General features: G+C 65.8%; 24 protein-coding genes and 1 tRNA gene. 15 read left to right on the forward strand and 10 right to left on the reverse strand.

What is annotated here, in order from left to right; translation table 11 throughout:
• Positions 1–169: 169 nt before the first annotated feature.
• Positions 170–1,390 carry an FAD-dependent monooxygenase gene (locus AC0L4C_RS05210; RefSeq protein WP_473402550.1) on the forward strand — a complete coding sequence of 407 codons (1,221 nt, stop codon included), beginning with the start codon at positions 170–172 and terminating at the stop codon, positions 1,388–1,390.
• Here AC0L4C_RS05210 and AC0L4C_RS05215 read toward each other — a convergent pair.
• Genes AC0L4C_RS05215 through AC0L4C_RS05225 form a run of 3 tightly spaced genes read right to left on the reverse strand, consistent with a single transcriptional unit; the run spans position 1,371 to position 3,241 of the window.
• On the reverse strand, positions 1,371–1,613 hold the full coding sequence (locus tag AC0L4C_RS05215) for a Trm112 family protein (protein ID WP_473403452.1): 243 nt from the start codon (positions 1,611–1,613) through the stop codon (positions 1,371–1,373). The two genes, AC0L4C_RS05210 and AC0L4C_RS05215, sit on opposite strands and share 20 nt — an antisense overlap.
• Positions 1,614–1,621: 8 nt before the next feature.
• A complete protein-coding gene (locus AC0L4C_RS05220) occupies positions 1,622–2,287 on the reverse strand; it encodes an LON peptidase substrate-binding domain-containing protein (protein WP_473402551.1) in 666 nt (221 codons plus the stop codon).
• 9 nt (positions 2,288–2,296) lie between these two features.
• Positions 2,297–3,241 (reverse strand): tetratricopeptide repeat protein, encoded by a 945-nt coding sequence (locus tag AC0L4C_RS05225; protein ID WP_473402553.1) that lies wholly within the window; start codon positions 3,239–3,241, stop codon positions 2,297–2,299.
• A 130-nt stretch (positions 3,242–3,371) separates the two neighbouring features.
• Between AC0L4C_RS05225 and AC0L4C_RS05230 the strand changes: the two genes are divergently transcribed.
• The 6 genes from AC0L4C_RS05230 (at position 3,372) to AC0L4C_RS05255 (ending at position 6,864) form a co-directional block, all read left to right on the forward strand.
• Positions 3,372–3,446, forward strand: a tRNA-Gly gene (locus AC0L4C_RS05230).
• A gap of 140 nt (positions 3,447–3,586) precedes the next feature.
• On the forward strand, positions 3,587–3,775 hold the full coding sequence (locus tag AC0L4C_RS05235; protein WP_473402554.1) for a type II toxin-antitoxin system HicA family toxin: 189 nt from the start codon (positions 3,587–3,589) through the stop codon (positions 3,773–3,775).
• A 4-nt stretch (positions 3,776–3,779) separates the two neighbouring features.
• Complete coding sequence (locus tag AC0L4C_RS05240; RefSeq protein WP_473402555.1) at positions 3,780–4,205, forward strand: type II toxin-antitoxin system HicB family antitoxin; 426 nt, start codon at positions 3,780–3,782, stop codon at positions 4,203–4,205.
• Between the two features lie 269 nt (positions 4,206–4,474).
• Positions 4,475–5,338, forward strand: coding sequence for a flagellar motor stator protein MotA (gene motA / locus AC0L4C_RS05245; RefSeq protein WP_473402557.1), 864 nt, complete (start codon positions 4,475–4,477; stop codon positions 5,336–5,338).
• 22 nt (positions 5,339–5,360) lie between these two features.
• A complete protein-coding gene (locus tag AC0L4C_RS05250) occupies positions 5,361–6,275 on the forward strand; it encodes a flagellar motor protein MotB (protein WP_473402558.1) in 915 nt (304 codons plus the stop codon).
• Between the two features lie 166 nt (positions 6,276–6,441).
• A complete protein-coding gene (locus AC0L4C_RS05255; protein ID WP_473402560.1) occupies positions 6,442–6,864 on the forward strand; it encodes a DUF2934 domain-containing protein in 423 nt (140 codons plus the stop codon).
• On the opposite strand, the gene AC0L4C_RS05260 is transcribed toward AC0L4C_RS05255, so the two are convergent.
• Positions 6,861–7,211: a RidA family protein gene (locus AC0L4C_RS05260; protein WP_473402561.1), complete on the reverse strand. Its 351-nt coding sequence runs from the start codon at positions 7,209–7,211 to the stop codon at positions 6,861–6,863. The genes AC0L4C_RS05255 and AC0L4C_RS05260 overlap by 4 nt on opposite strands.
• 141 nt (positions 7,212–7,352) lie before the next feature.
• Between AC0L4C_RS05260 and AC0L4C_RS05265 the strand changes: the two genes are divergently transcribed.
• Positions 7,353–8,612 carry an MFS transporter gene (locus tag AC0L4C_RS05265; RefSeq protein ID WP_473402563.1) on the forward strand — a complete coding sequence of 420 codons (1,260 nt, stop codon included), beginning with the start codon at positions 7,353–7,355 and terminating at the stop codon, positions 8,610–8,612.
• 5 nt (positions 8,613–8,617) lie between these two features.
• Here AC0L4C_RS05265 and AC0L4C_RS05270 read toward each other — a convergent pair whose 3' ends face one another.
• On the reverse strand, positions 8,618–9,370 hold the full coding sequence (locus AC0L4C_RS05270) for an SDR family oxidoreductase (protein WP_473402564.1): 753 nt from the start codon (positions 9,368–9,370) through the stop codon (positions 8,618–8,620).
• Positions 9,371–9,483: 113 nt separating this feature from the next.
• Between AC0L4C_RS05270 and AC0L4C_RS05275 the strand changes: the two genes are divergently transcribed.
• Genes AC0L4C_RS05275 through AC0L4C_RS05285 form a run of 3 tightly spaced genes read left to right on the forward strand, consistent with a single transcriptional unit; the run spans position 9,484 to position 12,797 of the window.
• Positions 9,484–10,479: a phosphotransferase family protein gene (locus AC0L4C_RS05275; protein WP_473402565.1), complete on the forward strand. Its 996-nt coding sequence runs from the start codon at positions 9,484–9,486 to the stop codon at positions 10,477–10,479.
• Positions 10,476–11,753: a phosphopyruvate hydratase gene (eno, locus tag AC0L4C_RS05280; protein ID WP_473402567.1), complete on the forward strand. Its 1,278-nt coding sequence runs from the start codon at positions 10,476–10,478 to the stop codon at positions 11,751–11,753. The genes AC0L4C_RS05275 and eno overlap by 4 nt, the downstream gene beginning before the upstream one ends.
• A 36-nt stretch (positions 11,754–11,789) precedes the next feature.
• Complete coding sequence (locus AC0L4C_RS05285) at positions 11,790–12,797, forward strand: LacI family DNA-binding transcriptional regulator (protein WP_473402568.1); 1,008 nt, start codon at positions 11,790–11,792, stop codon at positions 12,795–12,797.
• A 16-nt stretch (positions 12,798–12,813) separates the two neighbouring features.
• Here the strand turns inward: AC0L4C_RS05285 and AC0L4C_RS05290 are convergent, their stop codons facing one another.
• Positions 12,814–13,593, reverse strand: a complete 780-nt coding sequence (locus AC0L4C_RS05290; protein WP_473402569.1) for an SDR family NAD(P)-dependent oxidoreductase — start codon at positions 13,591–13,593, stop codon at positions 12,814–12,816.
• A gap of 163 nt (positions 13,594–13,756) precedes the next feature.
• On the opposite strand from AC0L4C_RS05290, the gene AC0L4C_RS05295 reads away from it, so the two are divergent.
• The gene (locus AC0L4C_RS05295; protein ID WP_473402571.1) at positions 13,757–15,562 is read left to right on the forward strand and encodes an IlvD/Edd family dehydratase; all 1,806 of its coding nucleotides are present in this window, start codon (positions 13,757–13,759) and stop codon (positions 15,560–15,562) included.
• Positions 15,563–15,756: 194 nt separating this feature from the next.
• On the opposite strand, the gene AC0L4C_RS05300 is transcribed toward AC0L4C_RS05295, so the two are convergent.
• The gene (locus AC0L4C_RS05300; protein ID WP_473403453.1) at positions 15,757–16,590 is read right to left on the reverse strand and encodes a helix-turn-helix domain-containing protein; all 834 of its coding nucleotides are present in this window, start codon (positions 16,588–16,590) and stop codon (positions 15,757–15,759) included.
• 354 nt (positions 16,591–16,944) lie between these two features.
• Between AC0L4C_RS05300 and AC0L4C_RS05305 the strand changes: the two genes are divergently transcribed.
• On the forward strand, positions 16,945–17,412 hold the full coding sequence (locus tag AC0L4C_RS05305) for a Crp/Fnr family transcriptional regulator (protein ID WP_473402572.1): 468 nt from the start codon (positions 16,945–16,947) through the stop codon (positions 17,410–17,412).
• Between the two features lie 3 nt (positions 17,413–17,415).
• On the opposite strand, the gene AC0L4C_RS05310 is transcribed toward AC0L4C_RS05305, so the two are convergent.
• Positions 17,416–17,802, reverse strand: a complete 387-nt coding sequence (locus tag AC0L4C_RS05310) for a DUF3307 domain-containing protein (RefSeq protein WP_473402574.1) — start codon at positions 17,800–17,802, stop codon at positions 17,416–17,418.
• Between the two features lie 217 nt (positions 17,803–18,019).
• Between AC0L4C_RS05310 and AC0L4C_RS05315 the strand changes: the two genes are divergently transcribed.
• Positions 18,020–18,811: a FecR family protein gene (locus tag AC0L4C_RS05315; RefSeq protein ID WP_473402575.1), complete on the forward strand. Its 792-nt coding sequence runs from the start codon at positions 18,020–18,022 to the stop codon at positions 18,809–18,811.
• Between the two features lie 48 nt (positions 18,812–18,859).
• Positions 18,860–21,004, forward strand: coding sequence for a CHASE2 domain-containing protein (locus AC0L4C_RS05320; protein WP_473402576.1), 2,145 nt, complete (start codon positions 18,860–18,862; stop codon positions 21,002–21,004).
• On the opposite strand, the gene AC0L4C_RS05325 is transcribed toward AC0L4C_RS05320, so the two are convergent.
• On the reverse strand, positions 20,995–22,398 hold the full coding sequence (locus AC0L4C_RS05325) for a protein adenylyltransferase SelO (RefSeq protein WP_473403454.1): 1,404 nt from the start codon (positions 22,396–22,398) through the stop codon (positions 20,995–20,997). The genes AC0L4C_RS05320 and AC0L4C_RS05325 overlap by 10 nt on opposite strands.
• Positions 22,386–23,579: a class I SAM-dependent RNA methyltransferase gene (locus tag AC0L4C_RS05330; protein ID WP_473402578.1), complete on the reverse strand. Its 1,194-nt coding sequence runs from the start codon at positions 23,577–23,579 to the stop codon at positions 22,386–22,388. The genes AC0L4C_RS05325 and AC0L4C_RS05330 overlap by 13 nt, the downstream gene beginning before the upstream one ends.
• Positions 23,580–23,591 lie beyond the last annotated feature (12 nt).

The raw sequence follows: 23,591 nt of genomic DNA on the forward strand, positions 1-23,591 counted from the left end.
CTTTGCCGGCTGTCTAGGTCAGGTTTCTGCACAATGATTGTGCAATCGGAACATTGTTGATGCTCAAATGAGCAGCGTCGCAGCTGCGGCAGCGCGGCGCTTGCACCGGCGGGGCAGAGGGCCGAAATAGATGGCAGCGGCCGGAGCGGCCCAAGCGACAGGTGAAGCGATGCAGGACGAGCAATTCGATGTGGTCATCGTCGGCGGCGGGCCCTCGGGCCTGGCCATGGCCCTGGCGCTGACGCGCTTTCTCGACGATGTCAAAGTGGCGCTGGTCGACCGGCGACCCTTCACCGTTCCTGACGACCAGCGGGCTTTCGCCATCGCTGCCGGGGTGCGCCGGGTGTTCGAGCAGCTGGGCGTCTGGAGCGCGATGGCGCCATCAGCTTCGCCGGTCCGGCAGATGAAGCTCAGCGATTCGGGCCGCGGCGACATTTCACGACCATTGTTCCTGCAGTTCGAGGGCGACGTGGCGCCGGGCGAACCCTTCGCCCACCTGGTGCCCAACAAGGCGATGGTGGCGGCGCTGCTGGCGGCGGTCGAAGGGCAGGTTACCTTCATCACCCCGGTGGAGATCACCGGCCTGGCGCCGGGCCGGCTCAGCCTCAAGGATGGCCGCACTCTCAAGGCGCCACTGGTCATCGCCTCGGACGGCGGCAATTCCACGCTGCGGCAGATGGCCGGCATCGACGTGGTGACGCATGACTACCGGCAGGCCGGCATTGTCACCACCATCGGCCACGAGCTCGATCACGAGGGCACGGCCTACGAGCATTTCCGCCCCAACGGGCCGTTTGCCAGCCTGCCGCTGCTCGATGCCGAGGGCAAAGGACTGCGTTCTTCGCTGGTGTGGACCGAGACAATGGACGAGGCGGCGCGCATCAAGACGCTGCCGCCTGCAGACATTGCGCTCGAGATCGAGGCCGCGATGGGGTCGAGCCTCGGGGCGGTGACGCTGGAGGACAGGCCGCAGAGCTTTCCGCTCAGCCTGAAACTGGCGCGCGCGTTCATCGCGCCGCGGCTGGCGCTGATCGGCGATGCCGCGCATGTGGTGCATCCCATCGCCGGGCAGGGGCTCAATCTGGGGCTCAAGGATGTGGCGGCGCTGGCCGAGGTGGTGATCGAGGCCATGCGGATGGGGCTCGATCACGGCAGCGAGGACGTGCTGGAGCGCTATCAGCGCTGGCGGCGGCTCGATACGTCGCTGATGGCGCTGGTCACCGACGGCATGAACCGGCTGTTCTCCAACGACGTGGCGCCGGTGCGGGCGCTGCGCGATTTCGGGCTGGGGGTGGTCGACCGGCTGCCGGTGGTCAAGGACGCGCTGATCGCGCAGGCGGCCGGTATCGGCCGCAGCGGGCCGCGGCTGCTCAGCGGATACCCAATCTGATCCGCTCCTGCGGGTCGTCGGGATCGATCTGGCGGGCCTCGTCGAGGCTGAGCATCGGCACGCCGTCGCGGATCGGGAAGGCGAGGCGCGCCACCACCGATACCAGTTCGCTGCCGTCGGGGGTCAGCGACAGGCGGGTCTTGGTCAGCGGGCAGACCAGCATTTCGAGAGTGCGGGGGTCGAGAACGAAGCGCGGATTGGCCGGCGGCGCGGCCGCCGACACGTCATCGCTCAATTGAGCGGCGCCGTGGCGTTGTCGCCCTTGGCCATTTCGTACTCGGCCATGGCGATCAGCGTCTCGGCGCGATCCTCGAGCGAGCGGGCTTCCAGCAACACCTGCTTTTCGGCGGCGCCATAGGGCGACACCATGCAGCAGAAATTGACGAGGTCGGCGGTGCCGGTCTTCTTGATCTCGTCCCAGTTCAGCTCGAACTCGGCAAACTCGGCATAGTCGCGCATCATCTTGAGGAAGCGCTGGCGGTCGACGGCTTCCTCGCCGTGCAGCCGGTCGAAATCGAGGGCAAAGCGCTCGGCGGCGATGCGGAACTGACGGTACGGCTTGCGCATCGTCACCTCCTGGATCGCCTCGAAGCGGGTGATGCCCTCGAGAATGATGAAATAGCGGCCCTCGCCGTTTTCCTCGAAATGCGTGATGCGGCCCAGGCAGCCGACCGATTGCAGCGGCTCGCGGCCCTTGGGGCTTTCTTCAGAGGAATCCTGCGGCTGGATCAGGCCGATCAGCCGGTCGCCGGCCAGCGCCGCATCGACCATATCGATGTAGCGCGGCTCGAAGATATTGAGCGGCCGGTGCGAGAACGGCAGCAGCAAGGCACCCGTCAGCGGGAACACCGGGACGATTTCGGGCAGGTCGGCGGATGAGGCAGGACGCTTGGGCATAGAGCTATCTTAGGAGAAAAGCAGCGCCGAGAGGAGTCTGCGGCCTCTTATAGTTGCCGGATCCTTGGGACCCCAGGCCTCGAACAGTTCGAGCAGCTTCTTGCGGGCGCCATCCTCGTTCCATTCGCGGTCGCGCTTCATCAGCGCCACCAGCGCCTCGGCCGCCTCGACGCGCTGGCCCTGGGCGTTGCGCACCACGGCCAGATCGAAGCGCGTCTGGTGGTCGTCGGGGTTGGCGGCAAGCTTCTGTTCGAGCTCGTCGGCCTCCGAGAGTTCCGAAGCCTCGAGCAGCAGCTTGATCGCCGCACTGGCCGACGCGTAGGCCTCGCCCTTGCGCTCGGCTTCGGGCACCATGGCCAGCGTCGCCTGAGCCTGTTCGAGGTCGCCGACGCCGAGGAAGAGCTTGGTCATGGCCAGCAGGGCCTCGACGTTCTCGGGCTGGTACTGCAGCACCTGGCCGTAGATCTGGGCGGCGCGATTGATGTCGCCAGCCGTCATCGCCTCGCTGGCATCGGCCAGCGCGGTCTTGATTTCTTCCTCGATGCTGCCGGGCTGCGGCGCGCCGGCGGGTGCCGCGGCGATCACCTTCTCGGCAAACTTGCGCACTTCGCTCTCGGGCAGCGCGCCCATGAAGGCATCGACCGGCCGGCCGCCGGCAAAGGCAAACACCGCCGGGATCGACTGGATGCCGAGCTGGCCGGCAATGGCGGGGTTCTCGTCGATGTTGATCTTGACCAGCCGGATCTTGCCCTGCTTTTCGCCGATCACCTTTTCCAGGTTCGGCGTCAGCTGCCGGCAGGGGCCGCACCAGGGGGCCCAGAAATCGACCAGGACCGGCGCCTCCAGCGAGGCGTCGATGACATCCTCCTTGAAGGCCCGATCGGTCGAGTCCTTGATATGGGCCGCCGCGGGCCCGGGTGTGCCTGCGCTGCTCGCCGCCAGATTGATGTCCATATGTGCCGATCCTCGTCTCTGTCCGGGGCTTCGCAAAACCGTCAAAACTTACTGTTGCAAACCCGCTTTCGATTAGGCATATAGGCGCCCGTCGACGCGGTGCCAAGCCATCGGTGTCCGGCGATGGAGTGCGGGTGTAGCTCAGGGGTAGAGCATAACCTTGCCAAGGTTAGGGTCGAGGGTTCGAATCCCTTCGCCCGCTCCAAAACTTCCCACGGTTGGCAAGCCACGGGAAACAAAGGCGCCTTCGGGCGCCTTTTTGTTTGTCCGGGGTGCGGCCCGGCCAATGCCATGCGTTGTCGAGGTCCGTTGCGAACTCTTCCAATCATGTGTATTTATACACACATGAAGAGCGCCGAGGTGTTGAGGCGATTGGCGGCGGACGGATGGTACGAGGTTGCTCGTCGGGGAAGTCATGTCCAGCTCAAGCACCCGACCAAACCAGGTCGAGTCACCTGCCCCCACCCGAAGCGCGATATTCCCGTCGGCACGCTCCGAAGTATCGAAAAGCAGTCCGGCGTGATGATGAGGTGACCATATGCGGCAGTTTATCGGGTTGATTCACAAGGACGAAGACAGCGATTTCGGTGTGTCGTTTCCGGATTTTCCGGGCGTTGTCACCGCCGGGACCGATCTGGACGATGCCCGGGCCATGGCAGAGGAAGCTCTGGCCCTGCATGTCGATGGCCTGTTGGAGGACGGTGAGGCTATCCCCGAGGCGTCATCGCTGACCGAGGTGATGTCGATCGCCGAAAACCGGGACGCCGTGGCCATGCTCGTCAGCCTCAGGGCAGATGCCCGAAAGGCCGTCCGGGTGAATGTGACACTGCCGGCGGCCGTGCTCGAAGACATCGACAGCTATGCGGAACAGCACGGCTACACCCGCTCCGGCTTCCTCGCCGCCGCCGCGGAGAACGCGATGCGCTCCGGCACACCTCCGGTTCGGCGTCGCTCCGGCCGCTAGGCTCCCTCTCCCACCCCCCTGCGACATCATCGCCCCTCCCGCCATAAACCGGGTGTTAAGCAAGAGCCGTGAGAATGGCAGGGCGGGGGTCGATTGGTCCTGGCTCGCGGGCGCAAGCCGGGCATGCGGGTCACGGGTCCACTCACTTCCAGGTGCATTACGCAAGACGAGGTCCGTTCGACCTTTCGACTAGAAGTCCTTCGCACCGCAGGGGTGGGCGACAGACTGCCGGGATTTGTCCGGCCCTGAGTGAGTGAGTAACCAGTTCGATGCGTCTGATCGTTGGAATTCTGTGTGTGATGCTGTGCGTCTTCGGCGGTTACGCCGCGATGGGCGGCCATCTCGAAGTGCTGTTTCAGCCGTGGGAATTCGTGATCATCCTGGGCGCCGCCATCGGCGCCTTCATCATCGGCAATCCGGGCTCCATCCTCAAGGGCATGACCGGCGTGATGGGCACGCTGATGAAGGGCGCCAAGTACAACAAGGCCTCCTATGTCGAGCTGCTGGGGCTGCAGTTCAGCCTCTACAAGCTGGTACAGTCCAAGGGCCTGCTGGCGCTCGAGCCGCATATCGAAAACCCGCACGACTCGGCCATCTTCAAGAATTTCCCGAGCTTTTCCAAGGATCACCACGCGGTCGAGTTCATGTGCGACTACCTGCGCATGGTGACGCTGGGCACCAATGTGGTGCACGAGATGGAAGCGCTCATGGATGAAGAGCTGGAAACGCACCATCAGGAAAACGAGCGCATGATCAGCGCCGTGCAGTCGCTGGCCGACGGCACTCCGGCGCTGGGCATCGTTGCCGCCGTGCTGGGCGTCATCAAGACCATGGGCGCCATTTCCGAGCCGCCCGAAGTGCTGGGCCACCTGATCGGCGGCGCTCTGGTGGGGACGTTCTTCGGCGTCTTCGTGGCCTACGGCTTCTTTGCGCCGATGGCGCAGTCGCTGAAAAATACCTACGAGGCGGAGTCGAAATACCTGCTGTCGATCAAGGTCGGCCTGCTGGCCCATATGTCGGGCTATGCACCGGCGATCGCCGTGGAGTTCGCGCGCAAGGCGCTGATGTCCGATGTCCGGCCGACCTTTGCCGAGGTCGACGAGGCAACGTCCAACCTGCCCGCCCTGACCTGATCCGGGCCGGCAGCACAGCACCATGCGGAACGACCAGCCCATCATCATCAAGAAGATCAAGAAGGGCGGCCATGCCCACCATGGCGGCGCCTGGAAGATTGCCTATGCCGACTTCGTGACGGCGATGATGGCGTTCTTCCTCCTGATGTGGCTGATCTCGATGGCGACGCCCGAGCAGAAGCAGGGCCTTGCCGACTATTTCGCGCCGCCCAATGTCAGCGAGTCGACCAGCGGCGCCGGCGGCGTCATGGGTGGCAATTCGCTCGACAGCACCGGCGCCAAGATGGCCGGTTCGGCCAGCGATTCCTACAAGGCGGCGATCAACACGCCCGAGGACGACACCGGCGAGGACGACGCAGCCATTGGCGGCCAGGCCGGCACCGACGGCAGCGTCGAGGATGCCAGCCAGTCGTCGCGCACCGATCTTGCTGCCAGCGAGGACCAGGTGTTCCACAGTGCCGCCGCCAGCATTCGCCAGGCCTGGCAGGCCATGCCCGACATCACCCAGGTGCGCGACAACCTGGTGGTGGAAGAGACCAAGGAAGGCCTCAATATCGAACTGGTCAATCAGGAAGGCCGGCCGATGTTTCCCGAGGGCTCGAAATATCCCTATGAGGCAACGCGCAAGGCGCTGGCCGCGGTGGCGCCCATCCTGCAGCAATTGCCCAACCAGATCTCGATTTCCGGTCACACCGCTGCCGGCAGCCGCTACGAGAACCCGCGCTACGGCGCCTGGGAGCTGTCGAGCGACCGCGCCAATGTGGTGCGTGGCATCTTGAGCGAGTTCGGCCTCAAGGACGAGCGGTTCAACGCCGTCATGGGGCGTGCCGTGGCCGAGCCCTATTTCCCCAATGACCCCTATCTGGCCGCCAACGAGCGCATCAAGATCACGCTGATCTACGAGTCGCCGCCGGTGCCCGCGGGCATGCGTCCGTAGCGGGCAACGCCCTCGCCGGGTCGCCCCGGCAGTCGCCCGACATGGCTGGTCTGCCGGCCAGCCTCTTCCGCCGTGCCGGGCGGTGTGCTTAGCCTAGGAACGTCAACAGCGGGAATCGCCGCCGTTTGCGTCCGCGGCGACTCCCCCCAGCTACGGGGATTGTGAAGTGCCCAACAAAGCGAAAGCCCAGCCGGCCGCGCCGAGCGAGGACGCGCTCCGCACGCGCGCCTATCTGCTGTGGGAGGCCGATGGTCGTCCCGAAGGCATGGCGGACCACTACTGGATCAAGGCGCATGAACTGGACCAGGCCGTGCAGGCCGACGTCCATAAGACGGCCGAAAAGACCGCCATGGCGATGAAGGCCGGCAAGGGTCCGAAAGCCGACAAGAGTCCGAAGCCGCCCAAGGCCCAGACGGTGAAGGCTCAATCGGTGAAGGCCGAGCCTGTGAAGGCCGAGACGGCGAAAGCCAAGTCGGTCAAGACCAAGGTCGTCGAGCCGGCCAAGGCACGGCTCAAGGCCGCCGCCTCCAAGGTCGCGGCGCTGGCGGTCAAGGCAAAGCCCGCCGCCAAGGCGCCGAAAAAGCTCTAGTCGAGGGCGGCGACGGCCGTCATCTCGACGCGCAGATTGGGATCTGCGAGGCGCGTTTCCACGGTGGCGCGCACCGGCTGGTTCGCCATGTCGACCCACTTGTCGAAGGCCGCGTTCATGGCGTCGAAGTCGGTGATGTGGGCGAGGTAGACGTTGACGGCCAGCAGGTTGGCCTTGCTGCCGCCGGCCTCGGCCACCAGCGCGTCGATCTTGGCCAGCACTTCGGCGGTCTGCACCTCGATCGATCCGGTCAGCGTGTCGGCGACCTGGCCGGCAATGTAGAGTGTGTCGTTGTGGCGAACGGCAGCGGCGAAGCGCTTGCCCGGCTTGATACGGGTGATGGTCACAGGAGTTTTCCTTACTGGCTGGATGGGTCGCCCCCGGCATAGTTTGCGACGGCCAGCGAGGCAAGCCGACTTTCCGCGGGGGTGCTGTCGAAAGTGGCGCGGCCGGTTCGTCTATATGGCAGGCAACGGGAGTTGGTGGTCATGAGCAGTGCACAGGGCACAAAGCAGGGCATGAATTACGGTTGGGTGATCGTCGCGGCGGGGGCTGTCATCACCTGTCTCGCCATGGGGTCGATGTTCGCCCTGCCGGTCTATTTGCAGCCCATTGCCGAGGAGACCGGCTGGACGCGGGCCGGGATTTCCTCGGCCATGACCGTCGGTTTCATCGTCATGGGCGTCGCCGGTTTCGGCTGGGGCACGCTGAGCGACCGGATCGGTGCCCGGCCGGTGGTGCTGATGGCGGTGGCGCTGCTCGGCTCCGGCCTCGTGCTCGCCAGCCAGACGCGCGATCTCCTGGTGTTCCAGTTCGCCTATGGCGGGCTGGTCGGTGCCTCGGGCGGTGCCTTCTTCGCGCCGATCATGGCGGCAACGGTGGGCTGGTTCGACAAGCACCGCAGCCTTGCCGTGTCGCTGGTTTCGGTGGGCGCCGGCGTGGCGCCGATGGTGATCACGCCCTTTGCCAGCCTGATGATCGAAACCTATGGCTGGCGCGCGGCGATGCTGGGCATTGCCCTCGGCGCGATGGTGCCCATGGTGCCTGCCGCGTTGCTCATTCGCCGGGCTCCCGACGCAGACGATGTGCCACCGGCGGCGGCGGCGACCGGCCAGGCGACGGCTCCTGCGCGCGTGCCGTCGGCGGGTCTGGCGGCGCTGCGGACGCCGCAGTTCATCGTGCTGGCAACGACGTTCTTTCTCTGCTGTGCCGCCCATTCCGGACCGATCTTCCACACCGTCAGCTACGCCATGATCTGCGGCGCCTCGGCGCTCTCGGCCGCCAGCATCTACAGCGTCGAGGGTTTTGCGGGGCTGGTCGGGCGGCTGGTTTTCGGCGTGCTGGCCGATCGGGTCGGGGTGCGGCGGGTGATCGTCGGCGGCCTGGCGCTGCAGGCGGTCGGCATCTACACCTATATCTACATCACGCAACTCACCGAGTTCTACATGCTGGCGGCGGTGCTGGGCATGGCCTATGGCGGCGTCATGCCGCTCTATGCAGTGCTGGCGCGCGAGTATTTCTCGCCGCGCGTCATGGGCACGGTGCTGGGCGCCGCCACCATGACCTCGAGCATCGGCATGGCCTTCGGGCCGCTGGGCGGCGGCTGGCTCTACGACACGTTCGGCACCTATCACTGGCTCTACATCGCCTCGGCCGCCGTCGGTCTGGCAGCCGCTGCCGTGGCGCTGACCTTTCCGCCGGCCCGCCCCGATGCCGCCGGACGCCCGGCGGCACCGCAGCCGGCCTAGGCTGGCTAAAGCGTGATGCCGCCGTCGGCGATGAAGTTGGCGCCGGTGGCGTAGGCGGATTCGTCGCTGGCGAGGTAGACGGCGAGGTGGGCGATCTCGGCCGGCTGCGCCATGCGGCCCATGGGCTGACGGGCGACAAAGCTCTTCCAGACCTCGTCATGATCGCCCAGCGAGTGGGCCCGTTCGTGCAGCGAGGGGGAATCGACACTGCCCGGGCAGATGGCGTTGGCGCGGATGCCCTTGCTCATGAAGTCGAAGGCGATGGATTTGGTGAAACCGATCACCGCCGCCTTGCTCGACATGTAGCTCACCCGGTTGGGCACGCCCTTGAGAGAGGAGGCGACCGAGGCAACGTTGACGATGGTGGCGCCGCCGCGGGCGATGAAGCCGGGCAGGAACGCCTGGGTGAGGACGAACATCGGCGTGACATTGATGTCGAAGCTGCGCTGCCAGTCGGCCAGTTCGGTGGTCTCGAGCGTCCCCTGATGCACCCAGCCGGCGCAGTTGAAGAGCACATTGACGTCGCTGTGGCGCGCCGCCGCCGCGCGCAGCGCGTCATGGTCGGTGACATCGAGCACATAGGCCTCGTGGCCGGGGCCGATGGCGGCCAGATCCGCCTTGAGCTGCTCGACGGCTGCCGCGTCGCGGTCGGTGGCAATGACCCGCGCGCCCTCCCGCGCAAAGGCCAGTGCGGTGGCCCCGCCAATGCCCGCGGCAGACGCCGTCATGAATGCAATCTTGTTGTCGAGCCGGCCCATGCAAATCTCCCAATCCCTTTTGCGGCCACGACAATCGTCGCCCCGGGCGCGCTTGGCAAGTCGCTCGCAAGCTGGCACCGTAGTGCCGAGGACGGGTGAGGGGACTATTCGACATGGACAATAGCTGGGACAGCGTGCTGCCCGCCATGCTGCGGGCCGCAGGGCTGCCGGAGACCGGCTTTACGGTGGAGCCGCTGACCGGCGGCGTGTCGTCCGATATTGTCCGCATCACGCTGGGCGATGGCCGGCTGGCCTGCGCCAAGCGGGCGCTGCAAAAGCTCAAGGTGGCGACCGACTGGCAGGCGCCGCTGGAACGCAATCACTATGAAGTCGCCTGGCTGCGCCGCGCCGCGGGCATCGTGCCGGGGGCCGCCCCGGCCGTCTATGCCGAGGACGAAACGCGCGGTATCGCGCTGCTCGAATATCTGCCGGCCGACGACTTCCTGCTGTGGAAGACCGAGCTGCTGGCCGGGCGTGCCGATCCGGATGTGCCGATCAAGGTGGCCGATGCGCTGGGCCGCATCCATGCCGCCACGCTCGATGATGCCGCGGTGGCGGCGGAGTTCCCGACCGATCATCTGATCGACGCGCTGCGGCTCGATCCCTATCTGCGCTTCACCGCCAGCCGGCACCCGGCCGTCGCCGACCAGATCCTCGCCGTCCTCCAGCGGACCGCCAGCACCAAGCAGGCGCTGGTGCATGGCGATGTCAGTCCCAAGAACATTCTGATCGCCAGGGCCGATGGTCATCCGGTGCTGCTCGATGCCGAATGCGCCTGGTATGGCGACCCGGCTTTCGATGCCGCCTTCTGCCTCAATCACCTGCTGCTCAAGGCTGTTCATATGCCGTTCATCAAGCAGGCGCTTCTGGGGCAGGCGGCCGATTTCACCCGTACCTGGCTGACGCATTTCCCGCCCGAACGGCGCGGCGATCTCGAGGTGCGCACGGCGGCGCTGCTGCCCTGCCTGCTGCTGGCACGGGTCGACGGCAAGTCGCCTGTCGAATATCTCGACGAGCCAAATCGCCAGCGAATCCGGGACGTTGCACTGCCGCTGATCGCTTCGGCACCGGTCACCATCGGGGCCATTCTCGAAGGACTATCGTCATGAGCATGGACATTGTTTCGGTCAAAGGCCGGCAGGTCTGGGATTCGCGCGGCCGCCCGACGGTCGAGGCCGAAGTTATCCTCGCCAGTGGCGCCATCGGCCGCTCCATCGCCCCCTCCGGCGCCTCCACCGGGCGGCGCGAGGCGCTGGACCGGCGCGATGGCGGCAAGCGGCTGGGCGGCTTCGGCGTCAATGCCGCCATCGCTGCGGTCAGCGGCGAAATCGCCACCACGCTCAAGGGCATGGACGCAACGCAACAGTCGCAAATCGACGCCGCGCTGCTGCGTCTCGATGGCACGCCGCAGAAAGAGCGGCTGGGCGGCAATGCCATTGTCGCCGTGTCGCAGGCCGTCGCCTGGGCCGCTGCGGCGGCCAAAGGTGTGCCGCTCTGGCAGCATCTGCGCGGCCTGTCGGGGGGCGCCGAGGCGCCGATTCCGGCGCCGATGATCCAGATCTTCGGCGGCGGCCGGCATGCCGGCAATCGGATCGATATCCAGGATTTCCTCATCCTCTGCCTCGAGGCCAGAAGTTTTGCCGAGGCGGCGGAGTGGACTGCCGAGGTCTATATGGCCGCCGCGTCGGCGATGAAACAGGCCGGCAAGCTCAACGGCGTCGCCGACGAAGGCGGGGTGTGGCCCGACTTTACCGCCAATGAGGACGGGCTCGAGCATCTCACCCGCGCCATCGAGGCGGCGGGCTTCGTGCCGGGCAAGGATATCGGCATCGCCCTCGATGTCGCCGCCAGTTCGTTCTTTGTCGATGGCGCCTATGTGCTGTCGCTCGACGGCAAGCGGCTCGATACCGGCGGCATGATCGGCCTTCTGGAAGACTGGGTGAAGAGCTATCCGATCGTCTCGCTGGAGGATCCGCTGGCCGAAGACGACGACGCCGGCTTCACCCGGATCACGGCGCAACTGGGCGACCGGGTGCAGATCGTCGGCGACGACTATCTCACCACCAGCGCCGACCGCATCGGCCACGCCGCCGGCCTCAAGGCCTGCAACGCGGTGCTGCTCAAGGCCAACCAGTGCGGCACCATCTCCGAGCTGATCGCGGCCTCCAGCGCGGCGCGGGCGCTGGGCTGGAACACCATCCAGTCCGGGCGCTCCGGCGAGAGCGAGGATGTGACGCTCAGCCATCTGGCCGTCGGTCTGGGCTCGGACCAGATCAAGGTCGGCTCGATGACGCGCTCGGAACGCACCGCGAAATGGAACGAGGTGATCCGCATCGAGGAGAGCTTCGGGCCCGGCAGTTCCTGGCGGTTCTCGATTCCGTAAAATGCTGCTAGTCTGAGCGGGCTTGGGGGAAGACGTTTGGCAAACAAGGTCGGCAGCAGCGCGCGCCGCATGGTGCGCGTGGAAGATGTGGCGCGCGAAGCGGGGGTGTCACCGATTACGGTGTCCCGCACGCTCAGCAATCCCGAAAAGGTGCGTGAGGAAACCCGCAAGCGGGTCGAGGCGGCCGTCGCCAAGACCGGCTATGTGGTCAACCGTTTCGCCTCCAGCCTGCGTTCGGGCCGCTCGACCATCATTTCAGTCTTTGTCTCTGACCTCGCCAATCCGCACCACGCCCGGGCCATCCAGGGCTGTGCCGATGCGCTCGACGGCAGCCGCTATCACCTCTTGATGGCGCAGACCGGCTATTCGGCTGAACTGCAGGAAGACATGCTGCAGGAGGTGATGCCGTTCCGGCCGGCGGCCGTGGTGTTCATGGGGCTGATCCACTCGCCCAAACTGCGCGAGCAGCTGCGGGCCATGGGCCTGCCGGTGATGGAGATGTGGGACTATACGCCCGATCCGATCGACATGCTGGTCGGCTTTTCCGGCGCCGAGGCGGGGCGGCTGATGGGCCGGCACTTTGCCGATCGCGACTTTCGCAAGGTCGCCTATGTGGGCTGGACCGAAGATGATGGCACGCACCGGCGCGACGGTTTTGCCGAGGGGCTGGGGCGGCAACCCGAACTGGTGCTGCCGATTGCCGGCGAGCGGGATTTCGACGCCGGCATGCTGGCCTTCGAAACCGTGCTGAAGCAGCTGCCGGGTTGCGACGCGATCTTTTTCGGCGGCGACCTGCTGGCGGTGGGTGGCATCCTGCAGGCCCGCAAGATGCGGGTCGACGTGCCGGGGCAGGTGGCCATTGCCGGACATGGCGATCTGCAGTTTTCCCAGCACCTGACGCCCTCGCTCACCACGGTGCGCGTTTCCGGCTACGAGATGGGACTGGCGGCCGGGCAGATGCTGCTCAAGCGGCTCAAGCAGGAGGCGCTGGAGACGCGCGTGCTGATCTCGCCGGTCGAACTGGAACAGCGCGAGAGCACCTGACCGTCCGGTCCCCGGCTCAGTCGGGAAGCACGACGCCGATCTTGGCCAGCAGGCCGCCATCCACCTTGTAGTCGCCGCCGGTACAGAAGGCGGCGCGCGGTCCGGCAAGGAAGGCCACCATGTTGCCGACATCGGCCATGCTGCCGACCCGACCGATGGGGTGAGCCTTGCCCCAGCTCTCCACCACCTCGTCCTCGGTCTTGCCATCGAGGTTCTGCGAAGCGGCAAAGCGCAGCATCGGGGTATCGACGGAGCCTGGACACACGGCGTTGACGCGGATGCCGTCCCTGGCGTGATCGAGCGCCATGGCACGGGTCAGCGCCAGCACGGCGCCTTTCGAGGCGACATAGGCAGCGAGATTGGTCTGGCAGGCTATGCCCTGCACCGAGGCGATGTTGACGATGGCGCCGCCGCCGGACCGGCGCATCAGCGGTACTGCATGGTGCGAGGTGAGGTAGATGCCCTTGAGGTTGACCGCCAACACCCGGTCCCAGTCCTCCTCGTCCATGGTCTCGACGGTGCCGTAGGGCTGGATGGCAGCAGAGTTGACGACGATATCGAGACGGCCGAACGTGCTGGCGACCGTTTCGAACAGTGCCGCGACGGCGGCGGACGAGGCGACGTCGCCTTCGACCGCCGTGCCGCCGGTTTCTGCGGCGGCGCTGTCGAGCGCGGCGCGACCGAGCCCGAAGTGCACCACCCGGGCGCCTTCCGCCGCCAGGGCGCGGGCGCTGCCGAGCCCGATTCCGGTTGCGCCACCGGTGACGATGGCCACCTTGCCGTCGAGTTCACCCATACTTTCCTCCCTCTTGCCGGACGGCATCAGAGCGCACAATGTGTCGGTCCGACAAGAGCGTCCGAAACCATAGACAATTCGCCGCTGGCGCGAGAATCCCCCTGCGCCCGGCAGAAGTTTGCGCTATGAAAGACGCCAAACAGTATTACTTATTGAGGAGATAATGATGAGTTCGGCCCCCACCGGCGGCAACAAGCTGCGCAGCCGTGCCTGGTTCGATAATCCGGAAAATGCCGACATGACGGCGCTCTATCTCGAGCGCTACATGAATTATGGCCTTTCCCGCGAGGAGCTGCAGTCGGGCAAGCCGATCATCGGCATCGCGCAGACGGGTTCGGATCTGTCGCCGTGCAACCGCCATCACATGGTGCTGGCCGAACGCGTGCGTGAAGGCATCCGCGAAGCCGGCGGCATCGCCATCGAGTTCCCGGTGCATCCGATCCAGGAAACCGGCAAGCGTCCGACCGCGGGTCTGGATCGCAACCTCTCCTATCTCGGCCTTGTCGAAGTGCTCTACGGCTACCCGCTCGACGGCGTGGTGCTGACCATCGGCTGCGACAAGACCACTCCGGCCATGCTGATGGGCGCGGCAACGGTGAACATTCCGGCCATCGCGCTCAGCGTCGGGCCGATGCTCAATGGCTGGCACAAGGGTGAGCGCACCGGCTCGGGCACCATCGTGTGGAAGGCGCGCCAGATGATGGCCGCCGGCGAGATCGACTATCCCCAGTTCATCGAACTGGTGGCCTCCTCGGCCCCCTCGACCGGCTATTGCAACACCATGGGCACGGCCTCGACGATGAACTCGCTGGCCGAAGCGCTGGGCATGCAGCTGCCGGGTTCGGCCGCCATTCCGGCGCCCTATCGCGACCGCGCCGAAATGGCCTGGCGCACCGGCAAGCGCATCGTCGACATGGTGCGTGAGGACCTCAAGCCGTCCGACATCCTGACCAAGGACAATTTCATCAACACCATCGTCGTCAACTCGGCGATCGGCGGCTCGACCAATGCGCCCATCCACGTGCAGGCCATTGCCAAGCATATCGGCGTCGAAATCGAGCTGCAGGACTTCCAGACGCATGGCCACAAGGTGCCGCTGCTGGTCAACCTGCAGCCGGCCGGCGAATATCTGGGCGAGGACTTCTACCATGCCGGCGGCGTACCGGCGGTGGTCAACGAGCTGATGAGCAAGGGCCTGATCCGCGAGGACGCCCCGACCGTCAACGGCAAGACCATCGGCGAAAACTGCCGCAACACCACGATCCAGGACGACAAGGTCATCCGCAAGTTCGACAACCCGCTCAAGGTCGATGCGGGCTTCCTCGTGCTGCGCGGCAACCTGTTCGACAACGCCATCATGAAGACCAGCGTGATCTCGTCCGAGTTCAAGGATCGCTATCTCAACAATCCCGACCATCCGGGGATGTTCGAGGGCAAGGCCGTGGTCTTTGATGGTCCCGAGGACTACCACCACCGGATCGACGATCCGTCGCTCGAAATCGACGAGCACACGCTGCTGTTCATGCGCGGCGCCGGCCCGATCGGCTATCCGGGCGCCGCCGAGGTGGTCAACATGCGGCCGCCTGATTACCTGATCAAGAAGGGCATCACGGCGCTGGCCTGCATCGGCGATGGCCGGCAGTCGGGCACGTCGGGGTCACCCTCGATCCTCAATGCCTCGCCGGAAGCGGCAGCGGGCGGCAATCTGGCCATCCTGCGCACCGGCGACCAGGTGCGGATCGATCTCAACAAGGGATCGGCCGATATCCTGATCTCGGACGAAGAGATCGCCATCCGCCGCGCCGACCTCGACTCGATGGGGGGCTACCAGTACCCCAAGAGCCAGACGCCGTGGCAGGAAATCCAGCGCGGTATCGTCGACCAGCTCGGCAGCGGCGCCGTGCTCAAGCCGGCCGTCAACTACCAGCGCATCGCCCAGACCAACGGCATTCCGCGCGATAACCACTGATCTTGGCTATCGCCATGACATGCAAAGGGGCCCGGCAACCGGCCCCTTTTTTTGATTAGAGCTCGGTTGTGCTGAGACCTCATCCAGAGCCTGTCGAAGGACGAGGTCGGGTACCCAGCGCCGCACTCCCTCGGCTCCCCCCTCCCCTTGCGGGGAGGGAGACCCGACCGTGGGATCGATGCGCGTGCGAAACCCTAGTGCGCCCCCGGTCGCACCCGGGCCTCGCGGCGGAAGTCGGTGGGGGACATGCCGGCGATCTTGCGGAAGCTCTTGTTGAAGGCCGAGAGCGAGCCGAAGCCGGATTCCATGGCGACCCGCAGGATATTGCCGTTGTCGCGCAGCAGCATGGCCTGGGCGTAGGAGAGGCGGAGCAGGTTGACGTATTCGTTGAGCGTCATGCCCGTCGATTTCTTGAACACGCTCATGGCGTACTTGGGATGGATGGCGGCCGAGCCGGCGATGTCGACGGCGTCGATGTCCTCGCGGAAATTCTCGGAAATGAACTCGCAGATATTGCCGATATTGTGAAAGTTCTGCGCGTCGACCGGGTGGCTCAAGCCGCTGGCGAGTTCGGCGGGTTCGACGAGGCGATAGGGCTCGAACTGCAGGCGGTCGATGCGCAGCAGCAACTCGTCGACGGCGTGTTCGCGCCGCTCGCGGATATCGCTGTCGAGATAGCGGGCCCAGCGGTCAAAGCTGGGCGCATCGGTGGCATCGGGCTCGGCATTCACCAGCGTGGCGCCGTGGATCAGCTTGTGGGTCAGGGCTGGCGGCAGGCGCAGACGGAAGAAGTGGATCAGCGGCAGGTGGATGGCGATGTAGAAGGCGTCGTCGCTGGTGTCGGTGGTCTGGTGCGGCAGGCCGCCCCAGAACAAGGCGAGGTCGCCGGCATTGAGCCGCACGGTGTGGCCATGCATGCGGTACTCGACGGTGCCGGAATAGACGAAGTTGATCTCGACCTGGGCGTGCCAGTGCGGACAGGGCATGATGCCGGGCTCGGCCCGGCTGACGAGGACCGCATGCGGCATCTCGCCGAGCGTGCTCTTGCGCGGATCCCAGAAACGCTTGGCCACAGTCTTCTCCGTCAGCAGATAGGTCGGGTCTGGCAGCAGACCGGGGTGCATTTTTGCATATCGATCGCCGTGCGTGCACGCCTTCCCTGCTTCAACTTAGGCGAAAGTCTCACCCCGGACGCGCCCGATTGTCCGATCTGCTGGCGCCCTCAGTTCCGGCGTTCGTCGACGCTGCGCCAGGGCAAGTGCCAGGCGCGTGGCATTGCAGTTACAGCACTCGGACAACAGTGTTTTCGTCTTCACGCGGCGGTTTGACCGCTGCCATGCGGTTGGCGCATATTGCCGCCAACTTTTGGGGTTTGAGGGAACATGTCGGATATTCTTGATTTTTGTGCCGGGCGGACTGCCAAGACCTTCAAGCCAGGCGAGATCCTGATCCGGGAAAACGGCGAGGACGGCCGGCTCTTCGTGCTGATCGAGGGACAGGTCGAGGTGCTCCGCAAGGAGACCCAGGTGTCCTATATCGATGAGCCAGGTTCGATCTTCGGCGAAATGTCGGTGCTGCTCGACATGCCCTACAGCGCCACGGTCAAGGCACTGTCGGAGGTCAAGGCCTATGTCATCGACGATGCCATCGCGTTCTTGTCATCGAGGCCCGAGATCGCGGTTTATCTGGCATCGCTGCTGGCGCGCCGGCTCTACTACACCACGTCCTATCTGGTGGACCTGCAGCAGCAGGCAGCGGGCAAGCGCGAGGATCTCGACATTGTCGACCGCATCCTCGAGCAGCTGGTGCAGAAGCCGGACGAAGCCAAGCACGCCAAGAAATCCAGATAGCGATCAGCCGACGCCCTTGGCCAGCAGCGTCAGATAGATGATGGCGGCATAGGTCAGCTGGTGGGTCAGCTGGTCGATGCCATGCAGCGCCCAGAAACGGCGTGGTGCGGCATCGACATGCACACCGCGGGAATAGTGGATCTTGGAATAGTCGAGGGCATAGTGCACGACGAACTCCGCGGCCACGATGGCGGCGAGCGTCGCGAACGGGATGCCGGCAAGCAGCAGGACCAGCGCCGTCAGGCCGGCGTGAACGGCGGCGTGGGCATAGCCGCCGGGCTGGCGGAAGTCACCCTTGCCGGCGAGCATCCAGGCGGGCTGGAGGAAGTAGTCTGCGACGTAGTGCTTGATTTCCAGGCCGAGCAAGAGAGTAAAGAACAGACCGAGCATTCTGGCGGGCACCTCAATCAGGCCGCATCGTTCCGGCACTCCGGCCGGCGGCAGCACTTGCGCTAGGGGTCAATGCTGACAATCAATAGTCTGTGCGTGCAAGGGCAGAGTTTTGCATTCCGGCAAAAGACTGTCACAACTGTTCAGTAAGCGTTCAGGTAGCCCGTGCGAAGCGGCTGGGGCGGATCAGCCGGTCGGCCGCCATCGAGGTATGAAGATGCAAAAACTTGTACTCAGTCTTGCCGCATGCCTGTGTCTGTTGTTGCCGGGAGCGGTACTTGCGGCAGCTACCGGTACGGCGCGCGGTGTCGACCCGGATGCTTCGGCCAAGACCGGCGCGCAGACGCGAACACTGGTGGTCGGCGCCGATATCTTCATCGGCGATGTGGTGGCCACCGGCCCTGCCGGCCAGGTGCAGATCAAGTTCTCCGACAATACCGAGCTGGTGGTCGGGCCGCGTTCCTCGCTGACCATCGAGGACTATCTGCTGCGCGAGAATGGCTCGGCCGGCAAGATGGTGGTCAATACGCTGGCCGGCACCTTCCGTTTCGTCACCGGCAATGCACCCAAGGATCGCTACCTGATCAAGACCCCGACAGGGACCATCGGCGTGCGCGGCACGGCCTTCGATTTCGCCAATACCGCTGCCGGCACCGCCGTCATGCTCTATCACGGTGCGGTGCAGGTCTGCACGACGGGCGGCACCTGCGTGACGCTGGACGATGTATGCGATCTGGCCGAATACAATTCCAGCGACGCGCAGCTGATCGGGCATTTCGACAACGTCAGCGGCGACGCCCGCTCGGTCTTCCGCAATCTCTTCCGCTATGCAACCAGCCAGGTACCGCTGCTGCGCGAGTTCCGCATCAACGGCGCCGAGCGCTGCGTCAACCGCAAGGCCACGGATGGCGGACCAGGATCGCTCGTCGATCCGCTGAGCACGCCTGACCGTTCCCCTGGCAACCCGAGCCCCGGCTATTCGGGCTACTTGTTCGGCTACAAGGGCTGACGCCGCCGCAGCTGTAGCGGCGGCACAGTTCCCTGATTATGCTGTGACATGTTCAAGCGTCGCCTGCTGCCCGGATTGTTCGGTCTGCTGTTCGTGCTGGCCCTTGCCGGGCTGCGCATCGCCGATCCCTATCCGGTCTCGGTGCTGCGCGAAATCTCGTTCGATTTCTACCAGCGGCTGCAGCCGCGCGACATCCCGGCCGATCCGCCGGTGCGGGTTATCGATGTCGACGAGGCATCGCTGGCCAGCCTCGGGCAGTGGCCGTGGCCACGCGACCGGCTGGCGACGCTGGTCGACCGGCTGACCGAACTGGGTGCGGCGGCCATCGTCTTCGACATGCTGTTTCCCGAACCCGACCGGATGTCGCCGCAAAGCCTTGCCAGCCAGCTGCCCGGTGTCGATGCCACGACGCTGGCCGATTACGACGCGCTGTTCGCCACGGCGCTGGCCAATGGCCCGAGCATTCTGGGCACCAGCCGAGTGCCGGAGGGCGTGGCGCCGCGCCTGCCGCCCAAATCGGGCTTTGCGGTCAGCGGCAGCGATCCGCGGTCGGCATTGCCACCGATCGAGGCGGCGACCGAGCCATTGAAGCAGCTCGCCGATGCGGCGCAGGGGCTGGGGGTGGTGAGCCTCAATACCGGCCTCTCGGTGGGGGCGGTGCGGCGCCTGCCGCTGGTCTGGAGCAGCGGCCGCGAATTCTACCCGACGCTGGCGATCGAGGCGCTGCGCCTGGCGCAGGGCGCGCAGACCATCGTGCTGCTGGGCGAAACCTCCGGTGGCGGAGACTATCCGGTGGGCGTCCGGGTCGGGCAGTTCGACATACCCACAACCTCGGACGGCGATCTCTGGCTCTACTATCACCGGCCCTATCCGGAGCTCTTCATCTCGGCCAGGGACATGCTGGGCTTTGCCTACCAGCGCTATGCCGAGCGCATTGCCGGGCACATCGTCCTGATTGGCACCTCGGCCAGCGGCCTGCTCGATCTGCATGCCACGACGCTGGGCGACAATGTGCCGGGCGTCGCCATTCACGCGCAGGCTATCGACCAGATCTTTTCGGGCCAGTTCCTGACACGGGCGGACTGGGTGGAGGGCCTGGAGATCGTCGGCTTCGTGCTGCTCGGCCTGCTGACGGTGCTGGTGACGCTCAGTCTCGGTCCGCTGGCGGGCCTGCTGGCGGGCGCGACGGTGATGATCGGCACCGGCTGGTTCTCGTGGTTCATGTTTGCCAGCCAGGGGCTGATGATCGACCCGAGCTTTCCGCTGACCGGCATCGCGCTCTGCTATGCGGCGATGCTGTTCTTCCAGTTTGCCATCACCGATGCCGACAAGCGGCAGATCCGCCGGGCCTTCGGCTATTATGTGGCGCCGGCGCTGCTCAGCGAGATCGAGCGCAATGGCGACCGGCTCAAGCTCGGCGGCGAACTGCGCGACGTCACGGTGCTGTTCACCGACATGCGCGGCTTCACCTCGCTCTCCGAAAGGCTGCCGCCGCAGCAGATCCTGGGCGTGCTCAACACCCTGTTCGGCGCCCTCGGCCAGCGGATCATCGAGCAGTTCGGCACCATCGACAAGTTCGTCGGCGACGCCATCATGGCGTTCTGGAATGCGCCCCTCGACATCAAGGAGCATGCCCGCAAGGCCTGCATCGCCACCCTGGCCATGCGACAGACGCTGGCCGATCTCAATGCGCGCAACGCCTTTGGCCTGAAGACGCCGGAGGCGGCGGACGACCTGCAGATCGGCATGGGCATTGCGACGGGCGAGGCGCTGGTCGGCAATATGGGGCTCGACACGCGGTTCGATTATTCGGCGATCGGCGATACCGTCAACATCGCCAGCCGGGTGGAGGGCGCCAGCAAGGACGTGGCCTACGATATCGTGGTGGTCAACGCGACCCGCGATGCGGTGCCCGATTTCGCCTTCCTGGAAGCCGGGTCACTGGCGCTCAAGGGCAAGCGCCGGCGCGAACCCATCCATATCCTCGTCGGCGACGCCACGCTGGCCGCAAGCGGCAACTTCAAATTGCTGCGCATGTCGCATGACGAAACGCTCAAGCTCCTGCGCGCCGGGCAGGACGCGGCTGGCGGCATTGCCGAGTGCAAGGTGCTGGCGGCCGCGGTCGAACCGGGGCTGGTGCGCTTCTACGACCGGATGGCCATGCGTCCGGGGGACTTCACGCCTCAGGCGTAGGCGCGGCGCATCGCTTCGATGTCCTGCAGGGCCGTTTCAAAGGCGCTCCAGTCGTCGCTCTCGGCGATCGGCGCCCAGATCGCTTCCACCTCGTCGATCAGCATGGTGCGGGGGGTGCGGCGTTGCCAATAGGGGTGGTCGAGCGTCACGCCGGCAGCTGGCGCATAGGCGACCAGCGCATCGCGGACCGGTGCAAAACCCTCGCCCTGATAGTGAGCCGCAGCCGGACTCCTGGCAGCGCGTTCGGCGCTGAGACTGCCGCCGCGCCAGTCAAAGAAGAACTGCTCGTAGGGCGCCTGTGACTCGTAGAGGAAGGCGAAAATGGCGCTGACCAGAGCCGCGTCCTGCTCGTCGCCCCGCGGCGCCAATCCCAGCCGCTCCAGCATGGCGGTCCAGATCTCGTGGCGGAACGCCGGCCAGAAGCGGTTGAGCCCGGCCTCGAGCGCATCATGCTCGCCCAGCGGCAGCAGGCATTCAGCGAGGCGCGTCAGGTTCCAGGCCAGCGCATCGGGCTGGCGGCCAAAGGCATAGAGGCCCGATTCGTCGAAATAGGCGGCGGTGAAGGCCGGGTCATAGGTTGGCAGGAAGCGCCACGGGCCGTAGTCGAAGCTTTCGCCGGTGATGTTGATGTTGTCGGTGTTGAGCACGCCGTGAACGAACCCGGCGACCACCCAGCGGGCGCCGGTGCGGGCCACATGCTCGGCGACCGCACCCAGAAATTTCGGAGCTCGAGCGTTGTCGTCGTCGGCCCACAGGGCCGGGTAGTAGGTCTTGATCGAGTGGTCGAGCAGGGTCTTCAACCGCGCCTCGTCCCTGAAATAGGAGAGGCGCTGGAAGGTGCCGATGCGGACATGGCTGTGCGACAGGCGCACCAGCACCGCCGACCGCGTCGGCGAGGGTTCGTCGCCGCGTTCGAGTTCCTCGCCGGTCTCGATCAGCGACAGGGTCTTGCTGGTATCGACGCCATGGGCCTCGAGCATGGCCGTGGCCAGCGCTTCGCGGACGCCGCCCTTCAGCGTCAGCCGGCCATCGCCGCCGCGCGACCAGGGGGTGCGCCCCGAGCCCTTGGTGCCGAGGTCCATCAGGCGGCCGTCCTGATCCTCGAGCTGGGCGAAGAGAAAGCCGCGGCCATCCCCGAGGTCGGCATTGTAGGTCTGGAACTGGTGGCCGTGGTAGCGCAGTGCCAGCGGCTGCTCGAAACTGCCGGGCAGCGGTTCGAAGCGGCCAAAATGCGCAATCCACTGATCGTCGGTCAGCAGATCAAGGCCGATCGAGGCGGCGGCACGCTGGTTGCGGTAGCGGAGAAGCGTCTGCGGGAAGCTGGCCGGCTTGACGAGGTCGAAGAAACCGTCGCCGAGATCGGCATGCGTCTTCCGTGTCTTCACCGCCTGAATACTCCGACCACCTCGACATGTGCGGACCAGCCGAACTGGTCGACCGGGGTCACGCTTTCAAGGCGATAACCCCCGGCGATGAGAATAGCTGCATCGCGGGCAAAGGTCTTGGGCTCGCACGATACGGCGACGATGGTCTTCACCTTGGATCGCGCCAGTTCCCTCGCCTGGGCCTCGGCGCCGGCGCGGGGCGGGTCGAAGACCACCGCGTCATAGGGCTGCAGTTCGACCGGCGCCAGCGGATCGCGGAACAGGTCGCGGGCGAGGGTGGTGACGGGCTTCAGGCCCTTGGTGAACCGGACGGCCTTGGCGAGGGCTGCCGTTGCCGGCTTGTCGCTGTCGGCGGCAAAGATGCGGGCCGTCTGGGCCAGACGCAGCGCGAAGGGACCGACGCCGCAGAAGAGATCGGCGACCGACTTGGCCGGGCCGACGGCGGCGATGACCAGTCCGGCAAGCGTCTCCTCAGCCAGCTGCGTTGCCTGCAGGAAGCTGCCGACCGGCAGTTCGACGAGGCTGGTGCCAATCTTGATCGCCGGCGGGCGGGCCATGAACAGCGTTTCGCCGTTGAAGGCAAGGCGGGCCACCTTGTGGGTCTGCGCAAAGGTCGAAATAGCTTCGGGCCTGGGTTTGCGCTCGCTCTTGATGGCGAGATCGAGCCCGGTGTCGGTTGCGGTAATGGCGACATCGCCGTCGCCGGCAATGCTATGCAACGCACCGGCGATACGCGGCGCGGCCTTCTGCAGGCCGGGCACGAGGATCGGGCAGACATCGATATCGAGAATGTCGTGGGTGCGGGCCCGGGCGTAGCCGGCGCCGTGCCTGCGGATGTGCAGGGTGGTGCGCCGCCGGCCTGCGCCACGGGCGTCGATCACTGGCGCGACAGGCACGTCGATGCCGGCATGGCTGAGCGCGGTGACCACGAGGTCGCGCTTGAACGCGGCATAGGTCTGCGGCCCGGCGTGCTGCAGGCTGCAGCCGCCGCAGGTGCCGAAATAAGGGCAAAACGGGTCGATGCGGTCGGGGCTGGGGGAGAGCAGCTCGACCAGTTGCCCGCGCTCGCCCTCGGTATCGACGCCGACACGCTCGCCGGGCAGGGTGAAGGGCACGAAGACGCGATGGCCGTTGACTTCGGCAATGCCTTCGCCGCGCTGGCCGAGGGCCGTGATGGTGGTTTCAATCATGACCGAGGCTGT

The organism is Devosia sp. J20-27 (assembly GCF_055808595.1).

Bases quoted from the DNA above. Each gene is read 5' to 3' on its own strand.
- AC0L4C_RS05210 (WP_473402550.1), top strand. From the start codon at position 170: ATGCAGGACGAGCAATTCGATGTGGTCATCGTCGGCGGCGGGCCCTCG.
- AC0L4C_RS05220 (WP_473402551.1), bottom strand. From the start codon at position 2,287: ATGCCCAAGCGTCCTGCCTCATCCGCCGACCTGCCCGAAATCGTCCCG.
- AC0L4C_RS05225 (WP_473402553.1), bottom strand. From the start codon at position 3,241: ATGGACATCAATCTGGCGGCGAGCAGCGCAGGCACACCCGGGCCCGCG.
- AC0L4C_RS05235 (WP_473402554.1), top strand. From the start codon at position 3,587: ATGAAGAGCGCCGAGGTGTTGAGGCGATTGGCGGCGGACGGATGGTAC.
- AC0L4C_RS05240 (WP_473402555.1), top strand. From the start codon at position 3,780: ATGCGGCAGTTTATCGGGTTGATTCACAAGGACGAAGACAGCGATTTC.
- motA (WP_473402557.1), top strand. From the start codon at position 4,475: ATGCGTCTGATCGTTGGAATTCTGTGTGTGATGCTGTGCGTCTTCGGC.
- AC0L4C_RS05250 (WP_473402558.1), top strand. From the start codon at position 5,361: ATGCGGAACGACCAGCCCATCATCATCAAGAAGATCAAGAAGGGCGGC.
- AC0L4C_RS05265 (WP_473402563.1), top strand. From the start codon at position 7,353: ATGAGCAGTGCACAGGGCACAAAGCAGGGCATGAATTACGGTTGGGTG.
- AC0L4C_RS05270 (WP_473402564.1), bottom strand. From the start codon at position 9,370: ATGGGCCGGCTCGACAACAAGATTGCATTCATGACGGCGTCTGCCGCG.
- AC0L4C_RS05275 (WP_473402565.1), top strand. From the start codon at position 9,484: ATGGACAATAGCTGGGACAGCGTGCTGCCCGCCATGCTGCGGGCCGCA.
- eno (WP_473402567.1), top strand. From the start codon at position 10,476: ATGAGCATGGACATTGTTTCGGTCAAAGGCCGGCAGGTCTGGGATTCG.
- AC0L4C_RS05290 (WP_473402569.1), bottom strand. From the start codon at position 13,593: ATGGGTGAACTCGACGGCAAGGTGGCCATCGTCACCGGTGGCGCAACC.
- AC0L4C_RS05295 (WP_473402571.1), top strand. From the start codon at position 13,757: ATGATGAGTTCGGCCCCCACCGGCGGCAACAAGCTGCGCAGCCGTGCC.
- AC0L4C_RS05300 (WP_473403453.1), bottom strand. From the start codon at position 16,590: ATGCCGCATGCGGTCCTCGTCAGCCGGGCCGAGCCCGGCATCATGCCC.
- AC0L4C_RS05305 (WP_473402572.1), top strand. From the start codon at position 16,945: ATGTCGGATATTCTTGATTTTTGTGCCGGGCGGACTGCCAAGACCTTC.
- AC0L4C_RS05310 (WP_473402574.1), bottom strand. From the start codon at position 17,802: ATGCTCGGTCTGTTCTTTACTCTCTTGCTCGGCCTGGAAATCAAGCAC.
- AC0L4C_RS05315 (WP_473402575.1), top strand. From the start codon at position 18,020: ATGCAAAAACTTGTACTCAGTCTTGCCGCATGCCTGTGTCTGTTGTTG.
- AC0L4C_RS05320 (WP_473402576.1), top strand. From the start codon at position 18,860: ATGTTCAAGCGTCGCCTGCTGCCCGGATTGTTCGGTCTGCTGTTCGTG.
- AC0L4C_RS05330 (WP_473402578.1), bottom strand. From the start codon at position 23,579: ATGATTGAAACCACCATCACGGCCCTCGGCCAGCGCGGCGAAGGCATT.